Origin of the sequence: Hyphomicrobium sp., assembly GCF_047600905.1 — a bacterium.
Classification (GTDB): Bacteria; Pseudomonadota; Alphaproteobacteria; order Rhizobiales; family Hyphomicrobiaceae; genus Hyphomicrobium_B.
This window is the reverse complement of record NZ_JASGKD010000001.1, coordinates 3,540,410-3,565,950: the sequence shown is the minus strand read 5'-3', so window position 1 is coordinate 3,565,950 and position 25,541 is coordinate 3,540,410. Positions and strand designations below refer to the sequence as shown.

Below are 25,541 nucleotides of genomic sequence, written 5' to 3'. Positions count from 1 at the left end.
TCCCCATTTCTTGAATGGGGAGAGGGTTAGGGTGAGGGGCAGCGGCCCGCTCCGTCGATGGCTTTCGCCCCTCACCCCAGCCCTCTCCCCGCCAGCGGGGAGAGGGAGACGCACCTTCAACCTCCGGCGCATCGCCCTCGCCGCGAGCGTAGCGCTAATCCTGGCGAGCGGCGGAACCTACGGCCTCTATCTCAAAGCCTTCGCCGATGCCGGCCCGCTTCCGCTCGAGAACGCCCGCGCCGTCTCGACGACCGTCGTCGATCGCGACGACCGCCTGCTCCGCGCCTTCACGACGACCGACGGCATGTGGCGCCTGCCGCTCGACCCGAAAGACGTCGATCCACATTACCTGAGAATGCTCTTCGCCTTCGAGGACAAGCGTTTCTATTCCCACCACGGCGTCGATACCAAAGCGGTTCTCCGCGCCGTACTTCAAATGGCGCGTCACGGCCGCGTCGTCTCCGGCGGCTCGACACTGACGATGCAGGTTGCGCGCCTGCTCGATGGCCGCCATGAGCGCACCGCGAACGGCAAGCTCCGCCAGATGGCCCGCGCCATCGAACTCGAACGCACGCTGTCGAAAACCGAAATCCTGAAGCTTTATCTTCGCCTCGCCCCGTTCGGCGGCAATCTCGAAGGCGTACGCGCCGCCTCTCTCGCCTACTTCGGCAAGGAACCGAAACATCTCTCGCTCGGCGAATGCGCGTTGCTGGTCGCGCTGCCGCAATCACCGGAAAGCCGACGCCTCGACCGCAACCCTGAAGCCGCCTTGCGCGCCCGCAACCGCGTTTTAAATCGCGCCGTCGCCGCTCACGTCATCACCGCCGCCGAAGCCGAACGCGCCAAGTCGGAGCGCATTCCTGCGGCGCGCTACGCATTCCCGTTGCTTGCGCCACATCTTTCGGAAGGCGAAGTCGCGGCCCACCCGGCCGAAAGCGTCATCAAACTGACCCTCGACCGCAATCTGCAGGCAAGCCTCGAACAACTCGCGCAAGATCACGCCCGCATGATCGGCGACAACGTCTCGACCGCGATCATCGTCGCCAATCATCAGACCGGCGAAATTCTGGCTCAGGTCGGCTCCGCCGGCTACATGGACAAGTCCCGCCAGGGCGCCGTCGATATGACGTCCGCCGTCCGCTCACCGGGCTCGACGTTGAAACCTTTCATCTACGGCCTCGCATTCGAAGCCGGACTTGCCCATCCCGAAACGCTGATCGAAGACCGCCCCGTGCGCTTCGGCACCTACGCGCCGAAGAACTTCGACGAAGGCTATCATGGCACCGTCTCGATCCGCGAAGCGCTTGAGCAATCGTTCAACGTTCCAGCCGTCCGCGTGCTGGCGCGCGTCGGACCGGGCAAGCTCGTCGGCCGCTTCCGCCGCGCCGGTGTCGAAGCGCGCTTCCCCGACAAATCCGAACCGACGCTCGCGATGGCGCTCGGCGGCACAGGCTTGACGCTCGAAGAGATGACGCAGCTTTACGCCTCCCTCGCGCGCGGCGGCGACAGCATCATGCTGACCCATCGCTGGAACGAGCGCGGCAAGGTCTGGGCGACGACGCATCTGAAACCGCTCGTCAATGCGCATCGGCTGATGTCGCCGCTTGCCGCGTGGTACGTGACGGATATTCTGAAGGACGCCCCACCCCCGCTCAACGCCAAGGGCGGTCGCTTCGCCTACAAAACCGGGACGTCCTACGGCTACCGCGATGCCTGGGCCATCGGCTACGACGGCAAATACGTCATTGCCGCATGGGTCGGCCGACCGGACAATTCGAGCATTCCGGGCCTCGTCGGCCGCAGTGCCGCCGCTCCGATGCTATTCGACGCCTTCGAACGCGTGCCAGGCCCGCGCGCCCCGCTCCAGGGCGCGCCTGCGAATGTCATTCGCGCCACCAACGCCGAACTTCCCGCCCCGCTCAAACGTTGGCGCGATCCCGGCGATGATCCTGTATCGGGGAAATTCCTCAATCCGCCCGTGCTGATCTCTTTCCCGCCCGATCAATCTGAAATCGCCGAGTCCGATCTCGACGGCGAACCGCTCGTTCTGAAGGCCGACGGCGGCGCCCTGCCGCTGACATGGCTGATCGATGGCAAACCCATTCCGTCCGACGCGCACACTCGCGAGGTGACTTGGCAGCCGACCGAAGGCTTCGCCAAGCTCACCGTGATCGACGCCGACGGCCGAACCGATCGCTCCTCGATCCGCGTGCGGTAGAGCACGGCCTCAACGCTTGCCGCCAAACCGCCGGCGCGACGGATAGAACAGACCTTCGATCACTTCGACCAGATGTTCGATCACGAGCAGCATTTGAATTCTCCAGTCTCGAATTTCGCTGCAAGAACGGTGCGCCTCGCGCGAGCCGAGCACAAACGGCATTGCTTTACACGACGTGTAAGTTTTTGTTACATGCTGCATGGCTCGCAAACTTCCGCCGCTAAACGCCTTGAAAGCCTTCGAAGCCGCCGCCCGGCTTTCGAGCTTCACGCGCGCCGCGTCCGAATTGAACGTCACGCATGCCGCCATCAGCCGGCACATTCGCGCGCTCGAAGCCGAATTCCGCACGCCGCTGTTCGATCGCACCGGTCGCGGCGTCGAGTTGACGGAAGCCGGGCGTTCGCTGGCGCTTGAACTGACGAAAGGCTTCGACCTCATCGCCTCCGCCACGAACCGTTTCGCGCGGCCGTCGCGGCGGCGGAAACGCTTGATGGTGACGTCGGACCCATCCTTCGCGGCACTGTGGCTCGTGCCCCGCCTCGGCGCCTTCACGACGCTCCATCCCGGCATCGATCTCTTTCTCGACGCGACGCCACGGCTCGTCAATTTCACCAAAGAGGATGTCGATGTCGGCATTCGTTGGGGCGGCGGAACGTGGAACGGCGTGCAGTCGACCAAGCTCGCCGACGCCGAGTTGATGCTCGTCTGCAGCCCGAAGTTCCTGCGTGAAAATCCTCTCGCCTCAGCCTCTGATCTCGACAGCAGCCTATTGATCCAGGAAACGGCGAAGGAGTGCTGGGAGGCGTGGCTCACCGCCGCGGGCGTTCGCGATCGCATCGCGCCCGCAGGACCGACGCTCAACGGCGATTTGGCGATCGCAGCCGCCGAAGCCGGTCAGGGCCTGGCGCTGGTCGATCAGATCCAGGCGGGAGACGCGCTCGTTGCCGGGCGGCTCGTCCGTCCGCTCGATGTCGCTGCGAAACGCTTCGGCTATTACCTCGTTCGCCCTCTCGGCGCGAAAATCTCCGACGCGGCGCAGGCATTCGAGGCATGGCTGACCGCGGAACTCAAAGCCTTTTCGGCGCACCTATCCGCGGCTCGGGCTCTGGCTTCGGCGAAACCGAAAAAAGTCGGAAAGCCGAGCGCGGCTTCCCGCAAACGCCCGGCGCGAGCCTCTTAACGCGTTGCCGTCTTCGGCACGAACCGCGTCAGGAAACCGCCGACGACCTGATGGCTCGTCAGCCGCGCGCCCGCCCAGCCGTCGCGCGGCGGCTCACCCGACCACCAGCGCGAGAACTGCCGCCACATGTCGATCGGGAACCATGTTCCATCGCGCCCTGTCAGCGGACCCCAGTAGTCGGCCATCGTGAACTTGTATTCGACGAACACCGAGCCGGTCTTCAACCGGAACTCAAGACCGAACAGAGCCTGTCCGACCGGACCGGTGTATTGATATTCGTAGGTCCGCGACGCATCGCCCGTCTTGAAGATTTCCGAATGCGGGAACGAAAGACCCGCACCCGCGCCGAAATAGGGCGAGACGATACCGATCGACGGCAACCGCATCAGCCCGTTGAGCGTCAGCATGTTGTGGCCGTGCGTCCACTCGAGCTTCCTGAAATAGTCTTTGACCTTTCCCTTCGGCGGAACCGGCTTGCCGTCGACCGTGCCTTCCATATCGAATTGCTGATCGTCGAACGGCGCGTGCACCTTCGAATGCGTGAAGTCGAGCATCGTGCCGAAGCGGCCGCCTTCGAACCAGCGCTGCAGCCGCACGCCGTAGTAAAGCGGGTTCTCGAACGGCAGCGTGAACCAGTCGATCTTCTTGATCGTCAGATCGGTCGCGCCGGGCTTCACCAGATGAAAGTCGCTTGGATAGTGATAGGGCGCACCGAGATACGCGCCGAAGTCCGTTTCGCGGCCGGGATGCAGCGCCGTCGACGCCGGAGGACTCGCCGATGCCGCCGACGATCGGTCGGAATCATTGGGCAGCGCCGCGGCCATCACCAGCAATCCCATCGCAACGGCGGCGGTCGCGATTTCGAGCGCGCGACCGATCCCCGGCGACGGCAGCGACAGCGTTCCAGGCGACGGCCACAGCGGCGCAAAAAAACGTTCGCGTGCGAGCATTCGAATTTCCCCCATTGGCGCGCCTCTCTGACGGCGATCTTATATGCGTTCCCCGCAGCCCGGCGTTGGGTTGCGGTTGAGCTTTATGCGCCTCCGCCGGAGGCTTGCAAGGCATCGAGCATGCGATTCACTGCGGCAATCTGCGGCGCGTCACGAGTAAGGTATTGCGGCCCGGTGTAGCCCCACCAATCCCAGCACCCTTGCGGGTTGATCGGCGAATTCGCCACTTGTGGAAAAAGCACGACAATGCGGTTGGTATCGGCCCAGCGCGCAAACCCGGACTCCTTGATGAACGTGTCGCCGACTGCCTCTCGGTTCTGCGCGCAACCGTGAAATGCGACGTGAACCCGGCAGCCCGCTGTCTCGGCGCATGATTTGGGAACGTACACGACCCCCGTTTCAGCCATCTCCGCACTGTCGTCGCCGGAAACGAACGGGCGTTGATCGAAGTCAATGAAGCTCCCCGACAGCGCTTCGGCGCGCGGCTGCAGATCGCCATAGATGAACTTCAAAAGCGCGCCCGCCTGATCGTAGCTGCAATTGACGACGTAAGGCTCGCCCGAAACGCTGCACGCGCTTCCCTCATCGTCGGTCACGAACGCGTGTCCCGCCGGAAGATCGGCGACGAGATCGATGTTGGTCTTGGGTACGCCGAGCTTTTCATAGAACTGAGCCGCATGTTTCACGATCGACGGCGCCACCGTACGATCGGACGTTCCGGTGAAAAGATAGACGCGGTCGCGAACGACGTCAGCGATCGGGTCGATCTCCCCTTTCACGGCGCGCTCCTCGGCTTTCTTCGCCAGCTCTTCGGGATCCGACACGCCCCAGATGCCGAGAAGATCGAGCATGCAGCCGTTGACAGCCTTGCTGAGATTGAGAAATGCGGTTCCCGTGCCCGGCATCGTGTTCGCGAAAATGCTCTCCGAGCAGCCGTAGGGACCGCCCGCGATGATCGCGGCGCCGACGACGCGTTTCGCGTGCGCCATCTGGAACTGACCGGCCATGTAGGCGCCCGACGAAATGCCCGAAACCGAAGTTTCATCGACTTTGGCCCCGAGCGCAGGAAGCGGCCGTGTCGACGCCGTCTTTTTCTCACTGTCGTCGCACCCGCCATTCGCCAGCGCCAGGGCGGACATCACGGCAGCAAACGCGAAGCTCAGGAGGGAAGGACGGTTCATAGTCGGTCCGAATTCAATATGGCGGTCAGCGGTAAGCGCGGCGCGGAAAATTCGACTGGTCGCGCGACAACGCCGCCCGCACTCTGCCTCATCGGCGCAACGGTTCCAAATAGGACTTTTTCTTAATCATGCGGACAACGGGCAACCCCCAGCGTCCGCGGACGGACTTAGAAACGCTTCAGCAGCCGGTCGATATATTCAAGCTCGTCCTGCGGCCTCAGGCTTTGGCCCGACCGCCTGCGTAGCTCTTCCAGAATTTCGCGCGCACGCTGCGCATCGATGGCGTCCGGAACTTTGACCGAGTTGCCAAAATCCGGCCCTTGCGCACGCTGCGGCCGCCCGAACGGATCGCGCGGAGAATTGCCGCCGCGACCCAGTCGTTGCTGCGCGTTCTGCTGCATCTGCTGCGCCATCTGCTGAGCGCTTTGACGCATCTGCTCCAGCGCTTCGCCCTGCTGATTGGCCGCCTCGTCGAGATCGCCCTGCTTCAGCGCGTCTTCCGCGCGGCCCATCGAATCCTGCGCGTTGCCGAGCTTGTCGGGGTCGCCCGCACCCATCTGCTGCAGATCTTTCTTCAGCTGGTCGAGCTGTTCGCGCAGCTGCGCCTGCCGGTCTTGCAGGCTGCCTTTTCCGCGCCGCTGCTGGCCGCCGGATTTGCCCTCTTGGCCCTGCTGACCTTCGCCCTGCTCGCCGCCACCCTGCTGGTCGGCCTGCATGTCGTTTCCGCCGCTGCGCTGCTGGCCTTGACCTTGACGGCCCTTGCTGCCGGCGCGTGGCTGATTTTGACCATCCGCCTGCTGATCTTCCTGTGAGCCGCCTTCGCCTTCCTGCCGGCGCCGCTCGCCGTACGTATCGTCCATCAGCTGCTGCTGCTTGCCGGTCAGATCGCTGAGCTCGTTGAGCTTCTTCATCATCTGTTCGGCGCGCTGCTGCTGCGCCCGGGCTTCGGGCGAATTGGCCGCTTGCAAGCGGTCCATCAGCTCGCGCAATTCCGACAGCATCCGCTCGGCATCTTCGCGCGACCCTTCGCGCGCGCTCTTCTCAAGATCCTTCATCATCTGATCGAGATCTTGCTGCCCGAGCTGCTGCTGGCTCTGATCATTCTGCTGATCGTTCGGAGACGGATTGTCCTTCTCCGCGTTCTTCTGCATCTGATTGAGATAGTCGTTGAGCCGCTGCTTCAGCTCGGCCATCGCGTCCTGGATTTCCTTGTCGTCGCCTTTTTGGATCGCATCCGAGAGCCGGTCCTGCGCATCCTTCAACGCCCGCTCCGCTTGCGACAGGTCACCGTCTTCGATCTTCAGTGCGATCTGCCAAAGCTCGGCGATCGAATTGTTGATCGCCTCACGTGTGCCGAGACGATCGAGCCGGTGATAGACCGACCTCAGACCCAGGAAGACGCCATCGTCGGTGATGAAGCCTTCCGGTTCCATCGTCAGCGCATCGAGCGCCCGCACCACTGACGTCCGGTTACGGGAATCCTCGGCAAGTTTCCGGCGCTGCTCGACGACGGCTCGCGCCAGCGGATTTTTGAATTGTCGTGACGGCAGCACGATCTCGATCGCCTTGCTCCGTCCGACCTGACCGCCGACGTCGGTTGCCTCGAGCCACAATTCGACGCGCTGTCCAGCGAGCGGGTTTTCGCCGACGTCAAGCAACGTCGATGTATCGACTTTCTTCGCGCCGGGACGCGGAATTTTGAGGCTCAAGACCGGGGGCCGTTCGAGCGGCAAGCGCGGCCCCTGCAACGCCGGCGGCTGCGCCCAGGCCTTCGCCGGATCGACGGGCTTGGGCGGAAGCTTGCGCAGCTTAACTTCCGCGCTCTGGATTCCGTAGTCGTCCTCGGCCTTGTACGTGACGCGCATCGAGCCGCGCGGCGTCCCGCTGATATCTTTCGTCATCTCGATGGTCGGCGGATTGTCGACGATGACATCGAATGTCCACAGCCCGAGTTCGCGTGAGCCCGCAAGCGCCCTGACGCGCGCCGATTTGCGGATTTCGTAGCGAACCTCGGACACGTTGCCGGTATCGCCCGCCTTGGGCTTTTCAGGCGTGATCGACTGCGGCTCGCTCGCACCGTCGGCCAGAACTTCGAGCGAAACGCCGTTTGCCGCAAAGCCCGCTCCGCGCAGCGTCAGCAGACTGTGATCAGGCACCTCGTAGAGCTTGCCCTGCTCGGGCGATGTGTCCGCACTCTGCTTCGCACCATCGGCCAGCAGGATCGGCGGTAGCGCCGTGTACGGCGGCGGCGTCACCCAGGCATCGACGCGCGCAGGCGGCCCCTGCTCGGCACTGCCGAACCGAAACGCGGCAGCCAGCCTGTCGCCGAGGTTGCCCGTCGCCATCAGTGCGACCGGGATCAGCAGCAGCAGCAAAAGCCCACGCACGGCCCAGGGATCGAAACGATCCGTGCGCGGCGCCGGACTTCCGACCTTCAGCCGCTGGATCGCCTTCGCCAGCCGCTCCCGGTGCGCTTGCCACAGCGCCGAGGTCTCTACGTTCGACGCCCCCGAAGTGAGTGTATCTTCATAAGACGTCGCCGGCCGGTGCGGGACGCCCGAGCGCCGCTCGATGCGCCGGATTGCTTCATCGCGCGTCGGCCAGGGAATACGGACCGCATAGACGATGGCGGCGAGTGCCGCGGCAGCAAACGCGCCGAGCAAAATCTGGTGCGGCAGCGGTTCGAGGTTCGGCCAAAGCCCGACGAACGACAGCATCGCGAACACGATCGCCACGCCGAAAACCAGCCACAGCCGCGGCCAAAGGCGTTCGAAGAACAGCGCAAGCGTGCTGAGACGGACTTTCCGCGCAAACGCGCGTGTCATCTCGGGACCGGGATCCCGTTTTTGAGGCTCTGCCATGATCTTGAAGCTAGCACGGGGCCGAACCCCCGAAAGTTAACAAAATGCAACGTGAACGGGTAAATCGACGCCCTGTGCGCGGTAATCCCCGCGATAAAAAAGGCCGGGAGAAACCCCGGCCTTTCTCGTAACACGTCCGGTCAGTTCCAGGCGTCGCCGCGCGGCTCGATCCAGGCGTCCGACTCCCCGGCCGGCGGCGGTGGCGGAGCGGCAGTCGCCGCAGGCGTTTTCTTGCCGCGCCGGAACAACTTGCCGATGCCGCCCGTCTTGCTGCCGTTATCGACAATACCGTCGCCGCCCGAGGCATCGCCCATCGCCACGCGCGCGCTGCGCGAAAGCTTCGCGCTCGCTGCGTAGTTGCGTCGGGCACCCGGGGTCGGCGCCGAGGCGTACGTAGCGTTCGTCTCCGCCATCGTATCCATGCATGCACGAAGCTGCGCGTGTTTGAGACCGATGTTGGCGACGTTCACGCCCGGAACGCCCATGCGCAGCCCCTGCTGCGCGCTGTCGAGGCCGGCGCCGAGAAAAAGAACCATCCAGCCCTTTTTCTGCCGGTCTTCGAGCAGCGCCTGGATGCTCTCGTAGGTGTGCTTGCGGCTGGAGTTTTCTTCGCCGTCCGTCACGATGACGAGAATTGCCTTGTCGTCGCGCGACCGCTTGTCGAGCCCGTCGATGCCACGTCCGACCGCATCGAGAAGCGGTGTGCCGCCGCGCGGTTCGAATTCATCGCGCGTGATATCGTTGGCGGCCGACAACACGCTCCGGCGGATCACTTCGTAGGCTTCCGTATCGAAAATCGCGAGTTCGAAGTCGGCGTCCTTCAGATTGTCGTCGATGCGGCCCTTCTGCAGATAGGCGTTCACACTTTCGATCGTGGCGGCGCGGCAGGCTTCCATCGACCCCGAATGGTCGAGAACCATGGTGATAGACGTCTTGGCTTGCGTGGGTTGGGACTGGGCTTCCGGCGTAATTTCCGTCATGTCATCGTCCTTTTCAGCTTTCCCAGATGTCCTTGTCGCTCTTGAGCATCCGGGTAATGGCCGCCAGTTTTCCCTCCGACGCGCGCAATCGCGTCTGGAGGTCGGCGACCTCGGTGTCGATGGTGCTCGCAAACAGTTCCGCGGGATCGAGACCGACGGCTTCGCAGGCAGTGAGAAGCTGCCTGAGCGTCATCTCGGTCGCGCCGGTCTCGAGGCGCGAATACTGGCTGTTCGAAAGTCCCATCGCGTCTGCGACAGCCGATTGCGTCAGTCCGGAAAGCTTGCGCGCTTCGGCGATGCGCTCGCAGATTTTCGCGAGACGCTGGTCAATGCTTTCGGGTTTCGGCCGCTTCGACACGTCTTGCATGTAGTGCAACATGCAATTGCGTCAAGTGCAAGTCAGCGGGCAGGCGAAAATAAATTCTGGGACCGAAAAGCGCCCCCCGGAATTGTCACCCTCGGCGGCAGGCCGAGGATGAAATCCTAGGAAAGCCAAGGCGGCAGGCGATCGGCCTCGATCAAATCGTCGTAGCTCGGACGCGGCCTGACGATCGCATATTTGTCCCCATCGACCAGCACTTCCGGCACCAGAAGACGGCTGTTGTAGGTCGAGGACATCACGGCACCATAAGCGCCCGCCGTCATCACCGCGATCAGATCGCCCGGCTCGAACGGCGGCAGTGCGCGATCCTCGGCGAGAAAATCGCCGGTCTCGCACACCGGTCCGACGATATCCTGCTGGATCGGCGCCAGCTCATTGCGCGCTTCCGTCACCGGCCAGATGTCGTGATAGGCCTCGTAAAGCGTCGGCCGGATCAGATCGTTCATCGCAGCGTCGACGATGGTAAACGTCTTGTCGATGCCTTCCTTGACGTAGATGACCTTGCTCACAAGCACGCCCGCATTGCCGACGATCATGCGTCCGGGTTCCAGCACGATCTTGAGCCCGAGCGGCCCGAGCGTCTCCTTCACCACCGCCGCGTATTCATCGGGCGTCGGCGGAATGTCGTTGGCGCCGCGATAGGGCACGCCGAGCCCGCCGCCGATATCGAGATGTTCGAGTGCCAGGCCATCGGCCTTCAGATCGCGGGCGAGATCGGCCATCAGCCGGAATGCATCGCGGAACGGCTGAAGATCGGTGATCTGGCTGCCGATGTGCATGTGAATGCCGGAAATCTTGATGCCCGGGAGCTTCGCGGCCTCCGCATAAAGCTGTCGCGCGTCGCCGTACGGCACGCCGAACTTGTTTTCGGCCTTGCCCGTCGAGATTTTCGCGTGCGTCTTGGCATCGACATCCGGATTGACCCGGATCGCAATCGACGCCGTGCGCCCGATCGCCGACGCAACTTCGCTGAGCGCCAGAAGCTCCGGCTCGCTCTCGACGTTGAAACCGAGAATGCCTTCCTCCAGCGCATAAGCCATCTCGCCTCGCGTCTTGCCAACGCCCGCGAAAATGATCTTCGATGCCGGAACGCCCGCCGCCCGCGCCCGCCGGAGTTCGCCCTCCGACACCACGTCCATTCCGGCGCCGAGCTGCGCCATGGTCTTCAGCACAGCCTGGTTCGAGTTGGCCTTGACCGCGAAGCAGATGAGCGCGTTCTGACCCTCGAACGCTTTCGCGAGCACCTCGTAATGGCGCACGAGCGTCGCGGTCGAATAGCAGTAGAACGGCGTGCCGACCTCGGCCGCGATGTGCGCGAGGCTCAACTCCTCCGCGTGGAGGACGCCTGACTTGTAGTGAAAATGATGCATGGGATGGCTTCTAGCGGATGCGAAGCCCCCGCTTCACCGGAAAATGCCGGAAAGGTCAAGACGGCTTGCTTCCCCTCTCCCCTTGGGGAGAGGCAAAGAAATTGTCATCCTCGGGCTTATCCCGAGGATCCATCAGGCAACCGTGTCCGCGGAAAAATGGATCCTCGGTATAAAGCCGAGGACGACAGCGCCTTTGACCTACCGCAGCAGCGGATCGAGAATGAAGTTCTCGTGCGGCTTGGGCGGCGCGTCGGAGTTCTTGCCGGGGTCGGCAGCATCGGCCGATTTGGATTCGCCCGCGGCTTTCGCACCCGGCGGCGGCTCCAAGGGCCCTTTGACCCCGCAACCGGCAAAGCCGAGCCCCACGGCGCCAAGCAGCGTCGCGATCGCCAACGTCCTGAAGCTGCGCGAAAGCGCCGCCATGCGAAAAATCACTCCAAACCCCATCGGCCCGCTGAGGAAGCAGGCACCCGTTCAGAAATCCTAGACCTTCCCGCGCGCCTTTTCCAATCGCCGAAGCCACTGGCGGGCCATTTTGGCGACGTTCTGTGGCGCGGTTCCCCCATAGCTCGTCCGGCTCTTGACCGAGTTCTCCACAGACAGCACCGAAAATACGGCTTTTGTGATGCGCGGTTCGACCTTTTGCATCTCTTCGAGTGAAAGCCGGTCGAGATCGACGCCCTTGCTCTCCGCCGCCTTGACAATCGAACCCGTGACGTGGTGCGCCTCGCGGAACGGCATCTTGAGTTCCCGCACCAGCCAGTCGGCAAGGTCGGTCGCCGTCGAATAGCCCCGCCCCGCCGCCGCCCGCATGGCCTCCGCGTTGGGTTCGAGATCGGAAATCATGCCCGCCATCGCCGCCATGACGAGACGCAGGCTCGACAGCGCGTCGAACGTCGTCTCCTTGTCCTCCTGCATGTCCTTCGAATAGGCGAGCGGCAGGCCCTTCATAACGATGACGAGGCCTTGGAACGCCGCCGCGATCCGCCCGACCTTGGCGCGCGCCAGCTCGGCAGCATCAGGGTTCCGCTTCTGCGGCATGATCGACGAGCCTGTCGTGAAACGGTCGGACAGCTTCACGAACCCGAACTGCGGCGTCATCCAGATGACGATCTCTTCCGCCAGCCGCGAGAAGTGCACGGCCGTGATCGTCGCGGCGGCCAGCGTCTCCAGCGCGAAGTCACGATCCGAGACACCGTCGAGCGAATTCGCCATCGGCCGGTCGAAACCCAGCGCCTCGGCCGTTTTTTCCCGATCGATCGGGAATGATGTGCCCGCGAGCGCCGCGGAACCGAGCGGCGACTCGTTCAAACGTTTGCGTGCATCGGCGAACCGCCCGCGATCCCGCGCGATCATCTCGATGTAAGCCAGCAGATGATGACCGAACGTCACAGGCTGGGCCGGTTGCAGATGCGTGAAACCCGGCATGACCGTCGCCGCATGCGCCTCCGCCTTTTCCGCCAGCGCCTGCTGCACGGCCGCGAGCGCCACATCGATGCCGTCGATGGCATCGCGCACGAACAGCCGGAAATCGGTCGCGACCTGATCGTTGCGCGAACGCGCCGTATGCAGCCGTCCCGCCGCCGCGCCGATGATATCCTTGAGCCGGCTCTCGACGTTCATGTGAACGTCTTCGAGCGCCCGCGAAAACGTGAACGTCCCCGCGTCGATCTCGGCCTTGATCTTGTCCAGACCCTTTGCAATCTCGCGCGCATCGGCCTTCGTGATGATGCCCGCGTCCGCCAGCATCTCGGCATGCGCCTTCGAGCCGCGAATGTCCTGCGGCGCAAGCGCCTTGTCGAACCCGATCGAGGCATTTATCTCCTGCATGATCTCCGCAGGAGACATTGCAAAACGGCCACCCCACATTGAATTGGCCGGCGCGTTGGCGGGCTTGTCGGTCACGAACGGCTCCGTATTAGAGAAGCAAACAAGGTTACCAGATGGCAGCGAACAGCTTGGGACGGCCGCAAAGAGCACTTTGGATCGTAGCGCTGTCGGCGCTCGTCGGGTTCGGCGCCGTATACGTCATCGGAGGCTGGTTCGACAACAAAGGCCCGGCAATTTCCGGCGCCTCGGCCCAAAATCTTGATGTCCCCGACGTCGGCGCGACGGGGGAATCCTCGTTCAAGCTCGGCGACATGGCCGCCTTCGTGACCAAGAAGCCGCCCGAAGCCCTGCCCGACATCACCTTCGAAGATGCCGCCGGCAAGGAAGTCCAGCTTTCGAGCTTCAAGGGCAAGACCATCCTGCTCAATCTCTGGGCGACCTGGTGCGGCCCCTGCCGCGAGGAAATGCCGGCCCTGAACAAGCTGCAGAAGGAACTCGGCGGCGACAAGTTCGAGGTCGTCGCCCTGAGCCTCGACCGCGGTGGCTATGAAGCCTCGCGCAAGTTCCTCGATGAATTGAAAGCGACCGACGTCAAGCTTTATGCCGATCCGAGCGCCAAACAGGGCATGGCTTTGAAGCTCGTGGGCATGCCGACGACGATCCTGATCAACAAGGATGGTCAGGAAGTCGGCCGCTTGGCCGGTTCGGCGAAATGGGATTCCCCCGACGCTAAGAAGCTGATCGAGGCGGCGATCGAATAGCTAGGATGTTATCCTCGGGCTTGTCCCGAGGATCCATCAAGCAATCGCACTGGCGCTGAAATCAAGCCTCGACCAAAAGCCGAGGATGACAACATCGCTCTTATTTCTTCTTCGCCTTGACCTTCTGCGTCAGCGCCGACGCCGCCGCCGACTTCGCAGCCTTGCTCGCCGTCTTCGACCGCAGGATCTTCGACGCCGATGAAGCGACCTTGGCGCTCGTCGTTTCCGTGCTGCCCTTCTGCGTCAGCGCCGAAGCCGCAACCGACTTCTCCGCCTTCGTCGCGGACTTGCTCCTGAGAACCTTCGAGGCGGCCGACGCGACCTTCTTGCTCGTGCTTTCCGATTTCGCCATGACATCGCTTCCCTTTTTCAGCGGCCGCCGAGGCGCGGTCCGACGGGGCTGCACCATGCCAGATTCGAATGGAAGACGGAATCGCGCCAACGCCCTATCCTGCCGCGGTTCGTGAACGCCGCTCGGCGGGACGGTCAGCATGCGTCGCACGACCCCGCGCCGCCGAATTGACACCCCGGGCCCAAGAGGCGACAAGGCGCGTCTTAAAAGACATGCAGCACCGGAGAATGACGTCCCATGGCCCACGACGAGCTCAAATCCACGATCGAGACGGCATGGGAGGCTCGCGACGGCATTTCGTTCGAGACTAAAGGTCAGGTGCGGGACGCCGTCGAGACCGCTCTCGATCTCCTAGACAAGGGACAGGCTCGTGTCGCCGAGAAGCTGAACGGCGCCTGGGTTGTCAATCAATGGCTGAAGAAAGCCGTCCTTTTATCGTTCCGGCTCAACGATATGGAGACGATCTCGGGCGGCCCGGGCGGCAGCTTCTTCTGGGATAAGGTACCGCCGAAGTTCGCTGGCTGGACGGAGGCCGACTTCCGCAAAGGCGGCTTTCGCGTATTGCCTGGCGCCGTCGTCCGCCGCTCTGCCTACATCGCCCCCGGCGCCGTTCTCCTGCCGGCATTCGTCAACCTGGGCGCCTACGTCGACAGCGGCACGATGGTCGACACCTGGGCGACCGTCGGAAGCTGTGCCCAGATCGGAAAGAATTGTCACATTTCCGGCGGTGCCGGCATCGGCGGCGTGCTCGAGCCGCTTCAGGCGGGCCCCGTCGTCATCGAGGACAACTGCTTCATCGGCGCCCGTGCCGAGGTGGCGGAGGGCGTCCAAGTCGGCGAAGGCTCGGTGCTGTCGATGGGCGTCTACATCGGCGCCTCGACCACCATCATCGACCGGGCGACGGGCGAGAAGTTCTTCGGTAAGGTGCCGCCCTATTCCGTCGTCGTATCGGGGACCATGCCGGGCAAGCCCCTGCCGAACGGCGAGCCTGGACCGGGTCTCTACTGCGCCGTGATCGTGAAGCGCGTCGACGAGAAGACGCGGAGCAAGACGAGCATCAACGAACTGCTGCGAGACTGAATGTGAAGGCGCAGTCCAAATATCGCACCCTCAATCCCGGCCTGATCGTCTCGAGCCTCAACCAGCTCGTACGGCGGATCCAGGAACGGTTTCCGGGTGCGGGATTGGCCAGCGTCTGCCGTGATCTTGTCGAACTTGCAAATGAGACGGCGGTCCGGGCGGAGGAAATCAACCGTCCGCACTTCTTGCTTCGATTCATCATTTGGATCGCGATCACCGCCGGACTAGTTCTGCTGATCGCGGTCGCGCAGATCATTTTGTCCGGCACCAGGACTAATGACGATCTGTTCGGAACGCTGCAGGGAATCGACTCCGGCTTCAATATCGTCGTGCTGATGGGCGCGACCTTGTTTTTCGTTTCATCTATCGAGACACGCTGGAAGCAACGGCGCGCCCTCAACGCCCTGCACGAGTTCCGGTCGATCATTCACGTCATCGACATGCATCAGCTGACCAAAGATCCGAGCATGCTCGCGGCGGTTCATACATCGAGTTCGCCTGATCGCAGCCTTTCGCCCTTCGAACTCGTTCGCTATCTCGATTACTGCTCCGAAATGTTGTCCCTAACGGCCAAGCTCGCGGCTCTGTACGCTGAAAAGCTCAGCGACCCGGTTGTCGTCGATACGGTGGGAGACATCGAGCGGTTGACATCCGATCTCTCCGGCAAGATCTGGCAAAAGATCACGATCGTGCAAAGCCTCGAAGGCCGAGACGTTCCGTTGCCTTCCATCGAACAAATCTATAGAACTCCCAGCGTATAATGACCCTCGTTCCGACCGATCCCGTTGCCCTCGCGCAAGCGCTCATCCGCTGCGAAAGCGTGACCCCCGACGAAGCCGGCGCGCTGACACTCCTGCAGAACGTGCTCGAGCCGGCGGGCTTCACATGCCATCGCCTCGTGTTCTCCGAGCCCGGCACACCAGACGTCGACAATCTCTACGCCCGTCTCGGCAGCGGCCGACCGCATCTTTCCTTCGCAGGCCACACCGACGTCGTGCCGGTCGGCAACGAAGCGGCCTGGACGGTTCCGCCTTTCGCCGGCGAGATCAGGGACGGCATCCTCTACGGCCGTGGCGCCGTCGACATGAAGGGCTGTGTTGCCGCCTTCCTGGCCGCAGCGATGAAATACATTCATCACTATAACGGCCTGCCGCGCGGCTCGCTGTCGTTCATCATCACGGGTGACGAAGAAGGCCCATCGATCAACGGCACGATGAAAATTCTCGACTGGCTGAAGGCCCGCGACGAAGTCATCGACGCCTGCATCGTCGGAGAACCTTCAAACCCCAAGGCGCTTGGCGATGAAATTCGCATCGGCCGCCGCGGCTCGCTGACGATCGACCTTGTCGTTCACGGCAAGCAAGGCCATTCCGCTTATCCGCAGATCGCCGACAATCCCGTCCCCAAGCTCGCGCGCATCATCGATCGCCTGTCGACCACCAAGCTCGACGACGGCACCGAGAACTTCCAGCCCTCGAACCTGCAGGTGACAGTGATCTCGGTTCCCAACACCGCGACCAACGTCATCCCCGGCCGCGCTGTCGCGCGCGCCAACATCCGCTACAATGATGCCTGGACGCGGCCCTCGATCGAAGATTGGGTTCAAAAGACGGTCGCCGCAGCGGCAGCCGAAGTCGGCGCCAAATACGATCTTGAGTTTTCAGGCACCGGCGACGTCTTCCTGACCAAGCCGGGCCCCCTCGTTTCCACGTTGAAGGACGCGGTGAAATCCGTCACCGGCCGCACGCCGTCGCTGACCACCGGCGGCGGCACGTCGGATGCTCGCTTCATTAAGGACATCTGTCCCGTCGTCGAATTTGGTCTCGTCAATGCAACGATTCATCAGGTCGATGAGCACACGAGCATCACCGACCTCGAAACGTTGACGACGATCTACGAGCGCTTCATCACCAATTACTTCCGCAACGGCTGAATCTTTCGTCAGCACCCGCGCCGCCTGCGGGATGTCGATGGGAAAGTGGATTGCTCACCATCATCATGCGCTATCCGTGTCGATCTTTGACTGGATCGCGGCCTTCGCCGGGATGACGGTGTATTCGTGCGGCATGCCTCTTCCCATACGTCATGGCCGCGAAGGCGGCCATCCACGACAACGATCGCCATGAGAGGAGTTTTGATTGGCCGTTGATCCCGGCCTGCGCCGGGATGATGAAATGAATTGGCCCGCAAGCTGCCCGACACTAGCCCGCGCCAACGGCCGGCTCCGCGAAACGGGGTCGTCGGCGCCAATAAAAAAGGCTGCCGTGACCTCCGGCAGCCTTTTCGAAATCTCGCCGATAGACGCGGCTTAGATCGACTCTTTCAGCTCTTTTGCAGCGCGGAAAGCGATCTTCTTCGAAGCCTTGATCTTGATGGCTTCGCCCGTGGCCGGGTTGCGGCCCATGCGCGCCGGACGCTTGCGAACCTGCAGAACGCCAAGGCCGCCGATGCGGATGCGAGCGCCCTTCTTGAGGTGCTTCGAAATCTGAGCGACGAGATCTTCGAGCAGCGCAATCGACTGCTTCTTCGGAATCTCGTGCGTCTCGGCAAGCGTCGCAGCGATGTGCTTCAACGTCACCGTATCGATCTTCGCCTTAGCTGGCGCAGCTGCCTTTGCCATTTGTCTTCCCTCTCATGCGAATCATTTTTCGATCAAACACTACATCGTCAAAGCCGGAAAACACGCTGTTTTGGGGCCTTTCTCGAATGGAGCCGGCGAAAAGAGCAGCATTTGTTGCCCGAAAGCAAGCGTGACATAAGGCTTTCGCGCAAAAAAGACGCCAAAATCCGATATTTTGGCGCCAGTTTTGAAGGACGACAGGAGGAAAGGCAGGAGAATCAGAACGTCAAAACGCTACCGCCTGTAACATCGACCGTCTGGCCGGTGACCCATCGCGATCCCGGCCCGGCGAGAAAGGCGACGACATCGGCGACGTCTTCAGGCTGCCCGATGCGCTTCAGCGCCTGCTTGCCGATGGCGAATGCCTGGCCTTCGGGATTGCTGACGAAATCTGCGGCCATGTCGGTGTTTATGACGCCCGGCGCCACGGTGTTGACCGTTATGCCCCGGGGTCCGAGCTCGACCGCCAGCGATTTGGCGAGATTATCGAGCGGAGCCTTGAGCATCGAATAAGCGGCGACCGCCGGCAGCGGCGTGCGCACCACGCCCGACGACGTCGAAATGATGCGGCCGTTGTCCTTCAGGCGCTTGACCGCTTCCTGAGTGATGAAAAACAGCGATTTGACGTTCACGTTATAGATCTCGTCGAAGACATCTTCCGTCGTCTGATCGAAGCTGACGAACGGCGCGATGCCGGCGTTGTTGACGAGAATGTCGAATTTCGTGTCGCCCGTGCGCTGCTTCAATTCCTGGTCGACGCTGGCAAACAGCGCCTGGGCTGCGCCTTTCTTCGCAAGGTCGGCGCCGACCGCAAATGCATCACCGCCATTCGCCTTGATCTTGGCAACCACCTCGTCGGCGGAGGCTTTGTTCTTGCCGTAGTGGACGGCGACAAGCGCCCCGTCCGCCGCCAAGGCTTCAGCGATGCTGCGCCCGATGCCGCGGCTGCCGCCTGTAACAACTGCGATCTTTCCGGAAAGTGGTTTTGACATGGCTAATCCCCATGAACTCTTTGGCGTTCCGTCCTGATCAGGTTGGCCGGCCCATCCGACAGGCGCCCCGGACGAGACACCAAATAATGCGCTATTTCCGTAGTTCAAGATTTTCGAACTATTGAAACTTCACATTCTCGTGGCTATTTTATCCGCCATGCAAAGACCCTTTGTTCATCCGGCGGTCGAAGACGTGACCCTCGAGAGCGTGCTTTACGCGCTCGCCGACCCCACGCGCCTCGAAATCGTGAAAAAGCTCGCAAGCGGCAGCTGCGGCATGAATTGCTCGATGGCCGCTCCGGCCGACCTGCCGAAATCGACGCAATCGCATCACTTCCAGGTGTTGCGCGAAGCGGGCCTTATCCGCTCGGAGCGTCGCGGCACCGAGGTCGTGAACTCGTTGCGCTGCGCCGAGATCGACAAGCGCTTCCCCGGCGTCATCGCCTCGATCCTGAAAGCCAGCGACAAGACGAAAAAGCGCTGATCGACACAATCCGGTAAAGCGCCCTTCGGCATCTCTATCTCTGTCCCCAGAACCGATCGAGAAGGTGTGACACGCTGTTCGCCACATCTTCCGTCATGCCGACGAAGGTCGGCACCCAGACAAGAATCATCTTCTTGCTTGTCGAGAGTGGGCTGGATCCCGGCCTTTGCCGGGATGACGGCATATGGGATTGTGGCCGATGATTTCTGGCAGTGCTTGGGACCGGCCCTCGGCAGGGAAGTCACCGGCGCAATCCAAAAGCCTACTTAAAATGCTTCGACAGCTTCAGGCCCTGGCCCTGATAGTTCGATTTGAGGCCCTGGCCGTAGAGCGTTTCGGGCGTCTCGATCATCCGCTCGTAGATTAACCGGCCGATGATCTGTCCGTCCTCCAGAATGAACGGCACCTTGTGCGACCTGACCTCCAGCACGACGCGCGAGCCCCGGCCGCCCGCCGCCGCATGACCAAAACCGGGGTCCATGAAGCCCGCATAATGCACGCGGAATTCACCGACCAGCGGATTGAACGGCACCATCTCGGCGGCATGCGTCGGCGGCACGTGCACGGCTTCTTTCGACGCCAGAATGTAGAACTGATCCGGATCGAGGATGAGCCTGTGCTTGTCCTTGACGAAGATCGGGTCCCAATAATCTTCGAGCGGATACATCCCGACCTTGTCGACATCGACAACGCCCGTGTGCCGCCGCGCCCGGAATCCGACAAGACCCTTCTCGTCACCGGCGAGATCGACGGTCAGCGCAATGCCGCCTGAAATATCCGCGTTCTCTGACGAGACGAGCCGTTCCTGCGCCTGTAACTCGCGCAAGGTGTCATCGCTGTCCGCCGCCGGACCATTGCGAAACCGGATCTGCGACAGCCGCGATCCCTTCCTGACGACGATTGGAAACGTCTGCGGACAAATCTCGGCGTAAAGAGGCCCCTTGTATCCGCGTGGGATCTGATCGAAAGCGCCGACTCCATCGGCAATGACACGGGTGAAGACGTCCAGCCGGCCGGTCGAGCTTTTCGGATTGGCGGACGCTTCGATATCCGGCGGCAGCGCCAGTGTTTCGAGCAGCGGCACGATATAGACGCAGCCCGTCTCCAGCACCGCGCCTTGGCTGAGACTGATGGTGTGAAGCGCGAGATCGTCGAGATTGCCCTGCACGCGTCCGCCGGGCCTCGGCAGGAAGCTGGCGCGCACGCGATAGGCAACCGCACCAAGCCTGAGATCGAGGCTCGCGGGCTGCACTTGCCCCTCAGCGGCAGGTTCCGCCAACATCACAGCGCCATCTGCGATCATGCGGGAAATCGCCTGCGATGGCAGGATGCCGATGCTCCGCTCGCGCCGACGCGACGCAGGACCGATTTTCTCAAGCTTGGTCATTCGTGTAGGCATAGCCCCCCGGGGCCCCGTCTAGAGCAGCCGCTGATCTTCGCCAAGAGGGACGATAGTTACCATACACCGGTTGCGCCACGGCCAAGGCCGCCCCTTGACGCCACACGCCACCAGCGCTAATCCCGCTCCCACTTTCCGTGGTCCTTTGGCCGGCCGGCTTGCAGCCACGTTAAATAAGTCGCTAAAAGGCCGTGCGCGCGCCCGGTTTCCCGCGCCCGGCCTTGTCAGCCGGCGCATCGGAGCCGGGATTTTTATTGCGCGAAAGGCCAAGCCGATGGCGAACGACGAGAAATTCCCGAACAACAATCCGGCCTGGCGCCCAGAAACGGCGCTCGTTCACGCCGGCATCACGCGCTCCAATTGGGGCGAGACGTCCGAAGCGCTGCATCTGACGCAAGGCTTCGTCTACGATAGCGCCGAGCAGGCCGAAGCCCGCTTCAAGCAGGAAGATCCGGGCTTCCAATATACCCGCTTCGGCAACCCGACGATCGCGATGTTCGAGGACCGCCTGAAGATCTTCGAGGGCGCCGAGGAATGTCGCGCGACCGCGACCGGCATGGCGGCCGTCACGGCGGCGATCCTGTCGTACGTCAAAACCGGCGACCACATCGTCGCTGCCCGCGCCCTGTTCGGCTCGTGCCGATACATCGTCGAAACGCTCTGTCCGCGCTTTGGCATCGAAGCGACGCTGATCGACGGCAAGGACCTCGACGCCTGGAAGGCCGCCGTCCGTCCCAACACCAAGATGTTCTTCTTCGAGACGCCCTCGAACCCGGCGCTTGAACTGGTCGACATTGCAGCGGTCTGCAAAATCGCCCGCGACAACGGCATTCTGTCGATCGTGGACAACGTTTTTGCGACCCCGATGCTGCAGCGGCCTTTGGCGCTCGGCGCCGATATCGTCGTCTACTCGACGACGAAGCACATCGACGGCCAGGGCCGCTGTCTCGGCGGCGCCGTCCTCGGCAAGACAGACTTTGTCGGCAAGTACGTGCAGGAATGGCTGCGCCAAACGGGCCCCTCGATGAGCCCGTTCAACGCCTGGGTGATGTTGAAGGGTCTCGAAACGCTGCCTATCCGCGTCAAGGCCCAATGCGAAACATCCGCCAGGATCGCCGATTTCCTCGCCGGCCTCAAAGGCGTTTCGCGCGTCATTTACCCTGGCCGCGCCGATCATCCGCAGGCCACTCTTGCCGCCAAGCAGATGCCGGGCGGCGGCCAGATCATCGCTTTCGAGGTCGAAGGCGGCAAACAGGGCGCCTTCAAATGCCTCAATGCGCTGCGCTTGATCCGGCTTTCCAACAACCTGGGCGATGCCAAAAGCCTCGTGACGCATCCGGCCACAACGACGCACTTCAAGCTCACGCCCGAGCAACGCTCGGAACTGGGCATTAGTGATGGTATGATCCGTCTTTCGATCGGGCTTGAAGCCGCCGAGGATTTGGCAGACGATCTCGCCAAGGCGGTGAGGACGATGACGGGGTGACCGGGAGCCATGAGTAAGAGTACGCCGACAACGACAAGCAAGCGGACGGCCGCAGCCGCCTTCCATCCTTATGAAGCCACGACGCGCGGCATCCGCATTCGCGTCGAGCCGAAGTATATGGAAGAGCAGTCGTCGCCCGAGGACAGTCACTTCGTCTGGTCCTACGCCGTCGAAATATCGAACGACGGCACCGAGACCGTTCAGCTCAAATCGCGCATGTGGCGCATCACCGATGCCCTCGGCCGCACCGAAGAGGTCCGCGGCGCAGGCGTCGTCGGTCAGACACCCGTCATCGAGCCGGGCAAAGCCTTCCACTACACCTCCGGCTGCCCGCTGAAGACGCCGCAGGGCATCATGGTCGGCAGCTATCAGATGACCGACGAAGCGGGCAAACTTTTCGATGTCGCGATCCCGGCGTTCTCGCTCGACAGCCCCTACACGCGACGCAGTATGAACTGACCGGCACCAGCCGATGAGCAGCGCACCAGGCCCGATCTATTCTCCTGTCGAACTGCTCGCGCGCTTGGTGGCCTTCGACACGACGAGCCATAAGAACAATCTGGGCCTGATCGCATTCGTCGAGGATTATCTTTCGAGCCACGGCGTCGCCTCGCGCCGCATCGTCAGCGACGACGGTCAGAAATCGTCGCTCTATGCCACCATTGGTCCCGACCATGCGGGCGGCGTAGCCCTGTCTGGCCACACCGACGTCGTTCCCGTCGACGGTCAGCAATGGACGAGCGACCCGTTTGAGCTGCGCGCCGCAGGCGGCAAGCTTTACGGCCGCGGCGCCGCCGACATGAAGGGCTTTCTTGCCGCCGCTCTCGCCGCCGTGCCCGATTACAACAAGCGCAAGCTCAAAAAGCCGATCCACCTCGCGTTTTCATACGACGAGGAAATCGGCTGTATCGGCGTCCGCCCGATGATCGCCGAGCTTGGTCGCGACCTTCCCAAACCGCGCATGGTGATCGTCGGCGAGCCGACCAGCATGCAGGTCGTCGATGCTCACAAGGGACCGGTGCGGTGGCAGGTCGACGTCAAGGGGCGCGCCGCGCATTCGAGCATGGCCCATCTGGGCGTCAACGCCGTCACCTACGCGACGCGCCTCATCGGCGAACTCGAACGCATGGAGCAAGAACTCAAGCAGCGCGTCATCGACATCCGCTTCGAGCCACCCTATTCGACTTTGCAGGTGACGAAGATCGAAGGCGGCACTGCGACCAATATCGTCCCGATCACATGCTCTTTCACGTTCGACATCCGCGCCCTTCCCGGCCTCGACCCCGACGAAATCGAAAAACGCCTCCGCCAGTTCGCGGAGAAGCGCTGTCTTCCCGAAATGCACGAAATCGCACCCGAGGCCGGCATTCATATCGAACGCGTCAATGCCGTTCCGCCCTTCGGCGCCGAGCGCAAGTCCGAAGTCGTCGCGCTGGCCTTGAAGCTCACAGGCCAGAACGAAACCTACGGCGTCTCCTACGGCACTGAAGCGGGATTGTTCCAGGAGGCGGGCGCCCCTGCCGTCGTCTGCGGGCCGGGAGACATCGCCCAGGCCCATACGGCCGACGAATGGATCGCCGAAAGCCAGATCGCCAAATGCATGGATTTTCTTGGCCGCCTCGGCGATTGGGCCGAGACCTGACATCGAACCCTCTTTCGATTGAAAGAATTCATCTTGCGCAGCAACAATTTAGGCCGATGCGCAGGCATGTGTCCCGCTTGCGACATGTTGTGCGACAAGTGAGCAAACTCACGACTTTTTTCCGCGGTCGCCGTGCTTCCGACCCAGTCTTTGGCGTACCAATCCACCCAAGCTGCCGAACTTTGCAATTCATCAAGAGACCGCCGATGTCGAAATACTTGCGCCTGCTGCCGACCACCGTGTGCGCGGTCTCTACGGCTTTCGCCCTCGCCGGCTGCTCGACCGCGTCAGTGCCGACCATCGGCTCGATCAACCCGTTCGGCAGCGGCAACACCATCTCCGAGGTCGATCGCGCTTATCTCCAGGCGGCCGGAAGCTGGGACCTCAATCACGACAGCGTCGTGACCTGCAACGAATGGAAATCCTACGCCGAAGATCTCTTCAACGGAGCCGACGCCAATCACGATGATTTCCTCGACGCCACGGAATGGAAAAACCTGACGGACGTCGACAAGATGTTCGTCACCGCGGATTTGAAATATTTCGACGCCAACGGCGACGGCAAGGTCTCGCGCCAGGAATTCGTCGACAAGCCGAACCCGGCGTTCGTGTTGATGGACAAGTCGGGAAGCTGCAAGCTCGACGCCAACCAGATCGCCAGCGCCCGCTCCAAGACCGAATACGACACATCCGGCGCCAAAGCGCAGAACAGCGACCCGCGCGATCAGGCTGGCCAGCAGGGCCAAGCCGCGAACGGCAGCCTCGGCCGCTGACGCCACCCGCACGACGGGCTAGAGCGAGTGAATCAGCTTCCGGTCTCGCGCAGTTCGTTGGGAGAGAAAACGTAACGCTTGGTGCAGAACTCGCACGTCACGACGATCTGGCCGCTGTCGTCGAGCATGTCGGAAAGCTCTCCCGCTCCGAAGGCTGAAAGCACATTCTCGACCTTCTCCCGGCTGCAGCGGCAGAACGCCGAGAGCGGAATGATGCGCTCGACCGAAACCGCCTCCTCGTGGAATAGCCGCAGAAGAAGCCGCTCGACCGTCAGGCCGGGGTCGAGCAGTTCGTGATCTTCGACGGTCGCCGCCAGCATCTCGACGCGCTTCCAGTCATCGTCGTCTGCGCCACCATCCTCCGTAGATGCACTGAGGCTTTGCACCATGAGACCGCCCGCCCGCCAATGCCAGCGCGATTGCGGCTGTGGATCTTGTCGCGAGCCGACGTACTGCTCGGCGACGGCCGAACGGATGAAGGTCGGCAGGTTCTCGCGCTGCTGGAAGTACGCCGCCACCGTTCCCGACAGCGCCGCATCCTCGAAGGCGAGAACGCCTTGATAGCGCTCTTCGCCCGGACCTGAATCAAGCGTAATCGCCAAGTGGCCGCTGCCCAGAGCCGACGCGATATCGGGCCGTGCCGCCGCTTGCGTCAGCGGCTGGATTTTTTCCGCATCGAAACGCGCATAGCCGCGAAGCTTGCCGCTCGCCGCATAGTCGGCGACGAGAATGCTCACCGCTCCGTCCGAGCGCACCATCAGATTGAGATTGCCGTTCTTCGGAAGTGCGGACCCGCACAGCGCCGCCAGCGCCAACGCTTCCGACAGTGCGCGCCCTGGAAGCTCCGGCATGGCGTGCGGCGCGACGATGGCATCGAGCGTCGCCCCCAGCCTGACGAGCCGCCCGCGGATGTTCGAATTCTGCGTCCGAAACACGACAACGACATCGTCCGCGGGAATCGACGGCTGTCTTGGCGGAGCGTCAACCGGCATCGGCGAAA

The 25,541-nt window shown here is 62.5% G+C and carries 25 protein-coding genes and 1 riboswitch; of the genes, 11 read left to right on the top strand and 14 right to left on the bottom strand.

Annotated features, from left to right (window positions below):
• Positions 1 to 31: 31 nt before the first annotated feature.
• Complete coding sequence (gene pbpC / locus QM780_RS17090) at positions 32 to 2,218, top strand: penicillin-binding protein 1C (RefSeq protein WP_415071634.1); 2,187 nt, start codon at positions 32 to 34, stop codon at positions 2,216 to 2,218.
• Positions 2,219 to 2,227: 9 nt separating this feature from the next.
• Here pbpC and QM780_RS17085 read toward each other — a convergent pair whose 3' ends face one another.
• Positions 2,228 to 2,419 carry a hypothetical protein gene (locus QM780_RS17085; protein WP_415071633.1) on the bottom strand — a complete coding sequence of 64 codons (192 nt, stop codon included), beginning with the start codon at positions 2,417 to 2,419 and terminating at the stop codon, positions 2,228 to 2,230.
• On the opposite strand from QM780_RS17085, the gene gcvA reads away from it, so the two are divergent.
• A complete protein-coding gene (gene gcvA, locus QM780_RS17080; protein WP_415071632.1) occupies positions 2,418 to 3,398 on the top strand; it encodes a transcriptional regulator GcvA in 981 nt (326 codons plus the stop codon). The genes QM780_RS17085 and gcvA overlap by 2 nt on opposite strands.
• Here the strand turns inward: gcvA and QM780_RS17075 are convergent.
• The 8 genes from QM780_RS17075 to argH form a co-directional block, all read right to left on the bottom strand.
• Positions 3,395 to 4,348, bottom strand: coding sequence for a hypothetical protein (locus tag QM780_RS17075; protein WP_415071631.1), 954 nt, complete (start codon positions 4,346 to 4,348; stop codon positions 3,395 to 3,397). The genes gcvA and QM780_RS17075 overlap by 4 nt on opposite strands.
• An 83-nt stretch (positions 4,349 to 4,431) precedes the next feature.
• Positions 4,432 to 5,529 (bottom strand): poly(3-hydroxybutyrate) depolymerase, encoded by a 1,098-nt coding sequence (locus QM780_RS17070; RefSeq protein ID WP_415071630.1) that lies wholly within the window; start codon positions 5,527 to 5,529, stop codon positions 4,432 to 4,434.
• Positions 5,530 to 5,696: 167 nt separating this feature from the next.
• Entirely contained in the window at positions 5,697 to 8,354 is a 2,658-nt protein-coding gene (locus QM780_RS17065) for a TIGR02302 family protein (protein ID WP_415071629.1), read from the bottom strand.
• Between the two features lie 176 nt (positions 8,355 to 8,530).
• Complete coding sequence (locus tag QM780_RS17060) at positions 8,531 to 9,370, bottom strand: vWA domain-containing protein (RefSeq protein WP_415071628.1); 840 nt, start codon at positions 9,368 to 9,370, stop codon at positions 8,531 to 8,533.
• 13 nt (positions 9,371 to 9,383) lie between these two features.
• Positions 9,384 to 9,749 carry a helix-turn-helix domain-containing protein gene (locus tag QM780_RS17055; RefSeq protein ID WP_415071627.1) on the bottom strand — a complete coding sequence of 122 codons (366 nt, stop codon included), beginning with the start codon at positions 9,747 to 9,749 and terminating at the stop codon, positions 9,384 to 9,386.
• 104 nt (positions 9,750 to 9,853) lie between these two features.
• Positions 9,854 to 11,122 (bottom strand): diaminopimelate decarboxylase, encoded by a 1,269-nt coding sequence (lysA, locus tag QM780_RS17050; protein WP_415071626.1) that lies wholly within the window; start codon positions 11,120 to 11,122, stop codon positions 9,854 to 9,856.
• Between the two features lie 198 nt (positions 11,123 to 11,320).
• Complete coding sequence (gene lptM / locus QM780_RS17045) at positions 11,321 to 11,545, bottom strand: LPS translocon maturation chaperone LptM (protein WP_415071625.1); 225 nt, start codon at positions 11,543 to 11,545, stop codon at positions 11,321 to 11,323.
• Between the two features lie 60 nt (positions 11,546 to 11,605).
• Positions 11,606 to 13,027 (bottom strand): argininosuccinate lyase, encoded by a 1,422-nt coding sequence (gene argH / locus QM780_RS17040; protein WP_415071624.1) that lies wholly within the window; start codon positions 13,025 to 13,027, stop codon positions 11,606 to 11,608.
• 38 nt (positions 13,028 to 13,065) lie between these two features.
• Between argH and QM780_RS17035 the strand changes: the two genes are divergently transcribed.
• Positions 13,066 to 13,713 carry a TlpA family protein disulfide reductase gene (locus QM780_RS17035; RefSeq protein ID WP_415071623.1) on the top strand — a complete coding sequence of 216 codons (648 nt, stop codon included), beginning with the start codon at positions 13,066 to 13,068 and terminating at the stop codon, positions 13,711 to 13,713.
• Between the two features lie 100 nt (positions 13,714 to 13,813).
• Here QM780_RS17035 and QM780_RS17030 read toward each other — a convergent pair whose 3' ends face one another.
• A complete protein-coding gene (locus QM780_RS17030) occupies positions 13,814 to 14,065 on the bottom strand; it encodes a hypothetical protein (RefSeq protein WP_415071622.1) in 252 nt (83 codons plus the stop codon).
• Between the two features lie 237 nt (positions 14,066 to 14,302).
• Between QM780_RS17030 and dapD the strand changes: the two genes are divergently transcribed.
• The 3 genes from dapD to dapE are packed head-to-tail and all read left to right on the top strand — an operon-like array spanning position 14,303 to position 17,078.
• Positions 14,303 to 15,145 (top strand): 2,3,4,5-tetrahydropyridine-2,6-dicarboxylate N-succinyltransferase, encoded by an 843-nt coding sequence (dapD, locus tag QM780_RS17025; protein WP_415071621.1) that lies wholly within the window; start codon positions 14,303 to 14,305, stop codon positions 15,143 to 15,145.
• Positions 15,146 to 15,147: 2 nt separating this feature from the next.
• On the top strand, positions 15,148 to 15,906 hold the full coding sequence (locus QM780_RS17020) for a hypothetical protein (RefSeq protein ID WP_415071620.1): 759 nt from the start codon (positions 15,148 to 15,150) through the stop codon (positions 15,904 to 15,906).
• Positions 15,906 to 17,078 (top strand): succinyl-diaminopimelate desuccinylase, encoded by a 1,173-nt coding sequence (gene dapE, locus QM780_RS17015; RefSeq protein WP_415071619.1) that lies wholly within the window; start codon positions 15,906 to 15,908, stop codon positions 17,076 to 17,078. The genes QM780_RS17020 and dapE overlap by 1 nt, the downstream gene beginning before the upstream one ends.
• A 375-nt stretch (positions 17,079 to 17,453) precedes the next feature.
• Here the strand turns inward: dapE and QM780_RS17010 are convergent, their stop codons facing one another.
• Together QM780_RS17010 and QM780_RS17005 are read right to left on the bottom strand one after the other, a co-directional pair.
• Positions 17,454 to 17,765: an HU family DNA-binding protein gene (locus QM780_RS17010; protein ID WP_415071617.1), complete on the bottom strand. Its 312-nt coding sequence runs from the start codon at positions 17,763 to 17,765 to the stop codon at positions 17,454 to 17,456.
• A gap of 218 nt (positions 17,766 to 17,983) precedes the next feature.
• A complete protein-coding gene (locus tag QM780_RS17005) occupies positions 17,984 to 18,757 on the bottom strand; it encodes an SDR family NAD(P)-dependent oxidoreductase (protein ID WP_415071616.1) in 774 nt (257 codons plus the stop codon).
• A gap of 157 nt (positions 18,758 to 18,914) precedes the next feature.
• On the opposite strand from QM780_RS17005, the gene QM780_RS17000 reads away from it, so the two are divergent.
• On the top strand, positions 18,915 to 19,241 hold the full coding sequence (locus QM780_RS17000) for an ArsR/SmtB family transcription factor (RefSeq protein ID WP_415071615.1): 327 nt from the start codon (positions 18,915 to 18,917) through the stop codon (positions 19,239 to 19,241).
• Between the two features lie 262 nt (positions 19,242 to 19,503).
• On the opposite strand, the gene QM780_RS16995 is transcribed toward QM780_RS17000, so the two are convergent.
• Positions 19,504 to 20,628 (bottom strand): 2'-deoxycytidine 5'-triphosphate deaminase, encoded by a 1,125-nt coding sequence (locus QM780_RS16995; protein ID WP_415071614.1) that lies wholly within the window; start codon positions 20,626 to 20,628, stop codon positions 19,504 to 19,506.
• A 139-nt stretch (positions 20,629 to 20,767) separates the two neighbouring features.
• A riboswitch (SAM riboswitch) is annotated at positions 20,768 to 20,845 on the top strand.
• A 69-nt stretch (positions 20,846 to 20,914) separates the two neighbouring features.
• Here QM780_RS16995 and metZ point away from each other — a divergent pair.
• The 4 genes from metZ (at position 20,915) to QM780_RS16975 (ending at position 24,541) form a co-directional block, all read left to right on the top strand.
• On the top strand, positions 20,915 to 22,126 hold the full coding sequence (metZ, locus tag QM780_RS16990; RefSeq protein ID WP_415071613.1) for an O-succinylhomoserine sulfhydrylase: 1,212 nt from the start codon (positions 20,915 to 20,917) through the stop codon (positions 22,124 to 22,126).
• A gap of 9 nt (positions 22,127 to 22,135) precedes the next feature.
• Complete coding sequence (gene apaG / locus QM780_RS16985; protein WP_415071612.1) at positions 22,136 to 22,585, top strand: Co2+/Mg2+ efflux protein ApaG; 450 nt, start codon at positions 22,136 to 22,138, stop codon at positions 22,583 to 22,585.
• Positions 22,586 to 22,598: 13 nt separating this feature from the next.
• Entirely contained in the window at positions 22,599 to 23,768 is a 1,170-nt protein-coding gene (argE, locus tag QM780_RS16980; RefSeq protein ID WP_415071611.1) for an acetylornithine deacetylase, read from the top strand.
• A 206-nt stretch (positions 23,769 to 23,974) separates the two neighbouring features.
• Positions 23,975 to 24,541, top strand: a complete 567-nt coding sequence (locus QM780_RS16975) for a histidine kinase (protein ID WP_415071610.1) — start codon at positions 23,975 to 23,977, stop codon at positions 24,539 to 24,541.
• Between the two features lie 32 nt (positions 24,542 to 24,573).
• On the opposite strand, the gene QM780_RS16970 is transcribed toward QM780_RS16975, so the two are convergent.
• A complete protein-coding gene (locus tag QM780_RS16970; protein ID WP_415071609.1) occupies positions 24,574 to 25,533 on the bottom strand; it encodes an Hsp33 family molecular chaperone HslO in 960 nt (319 codons plus the stop codon).
• Between the last annotated feature and the right edge of the window lie 8 nt (positions 25,534 to 25,541).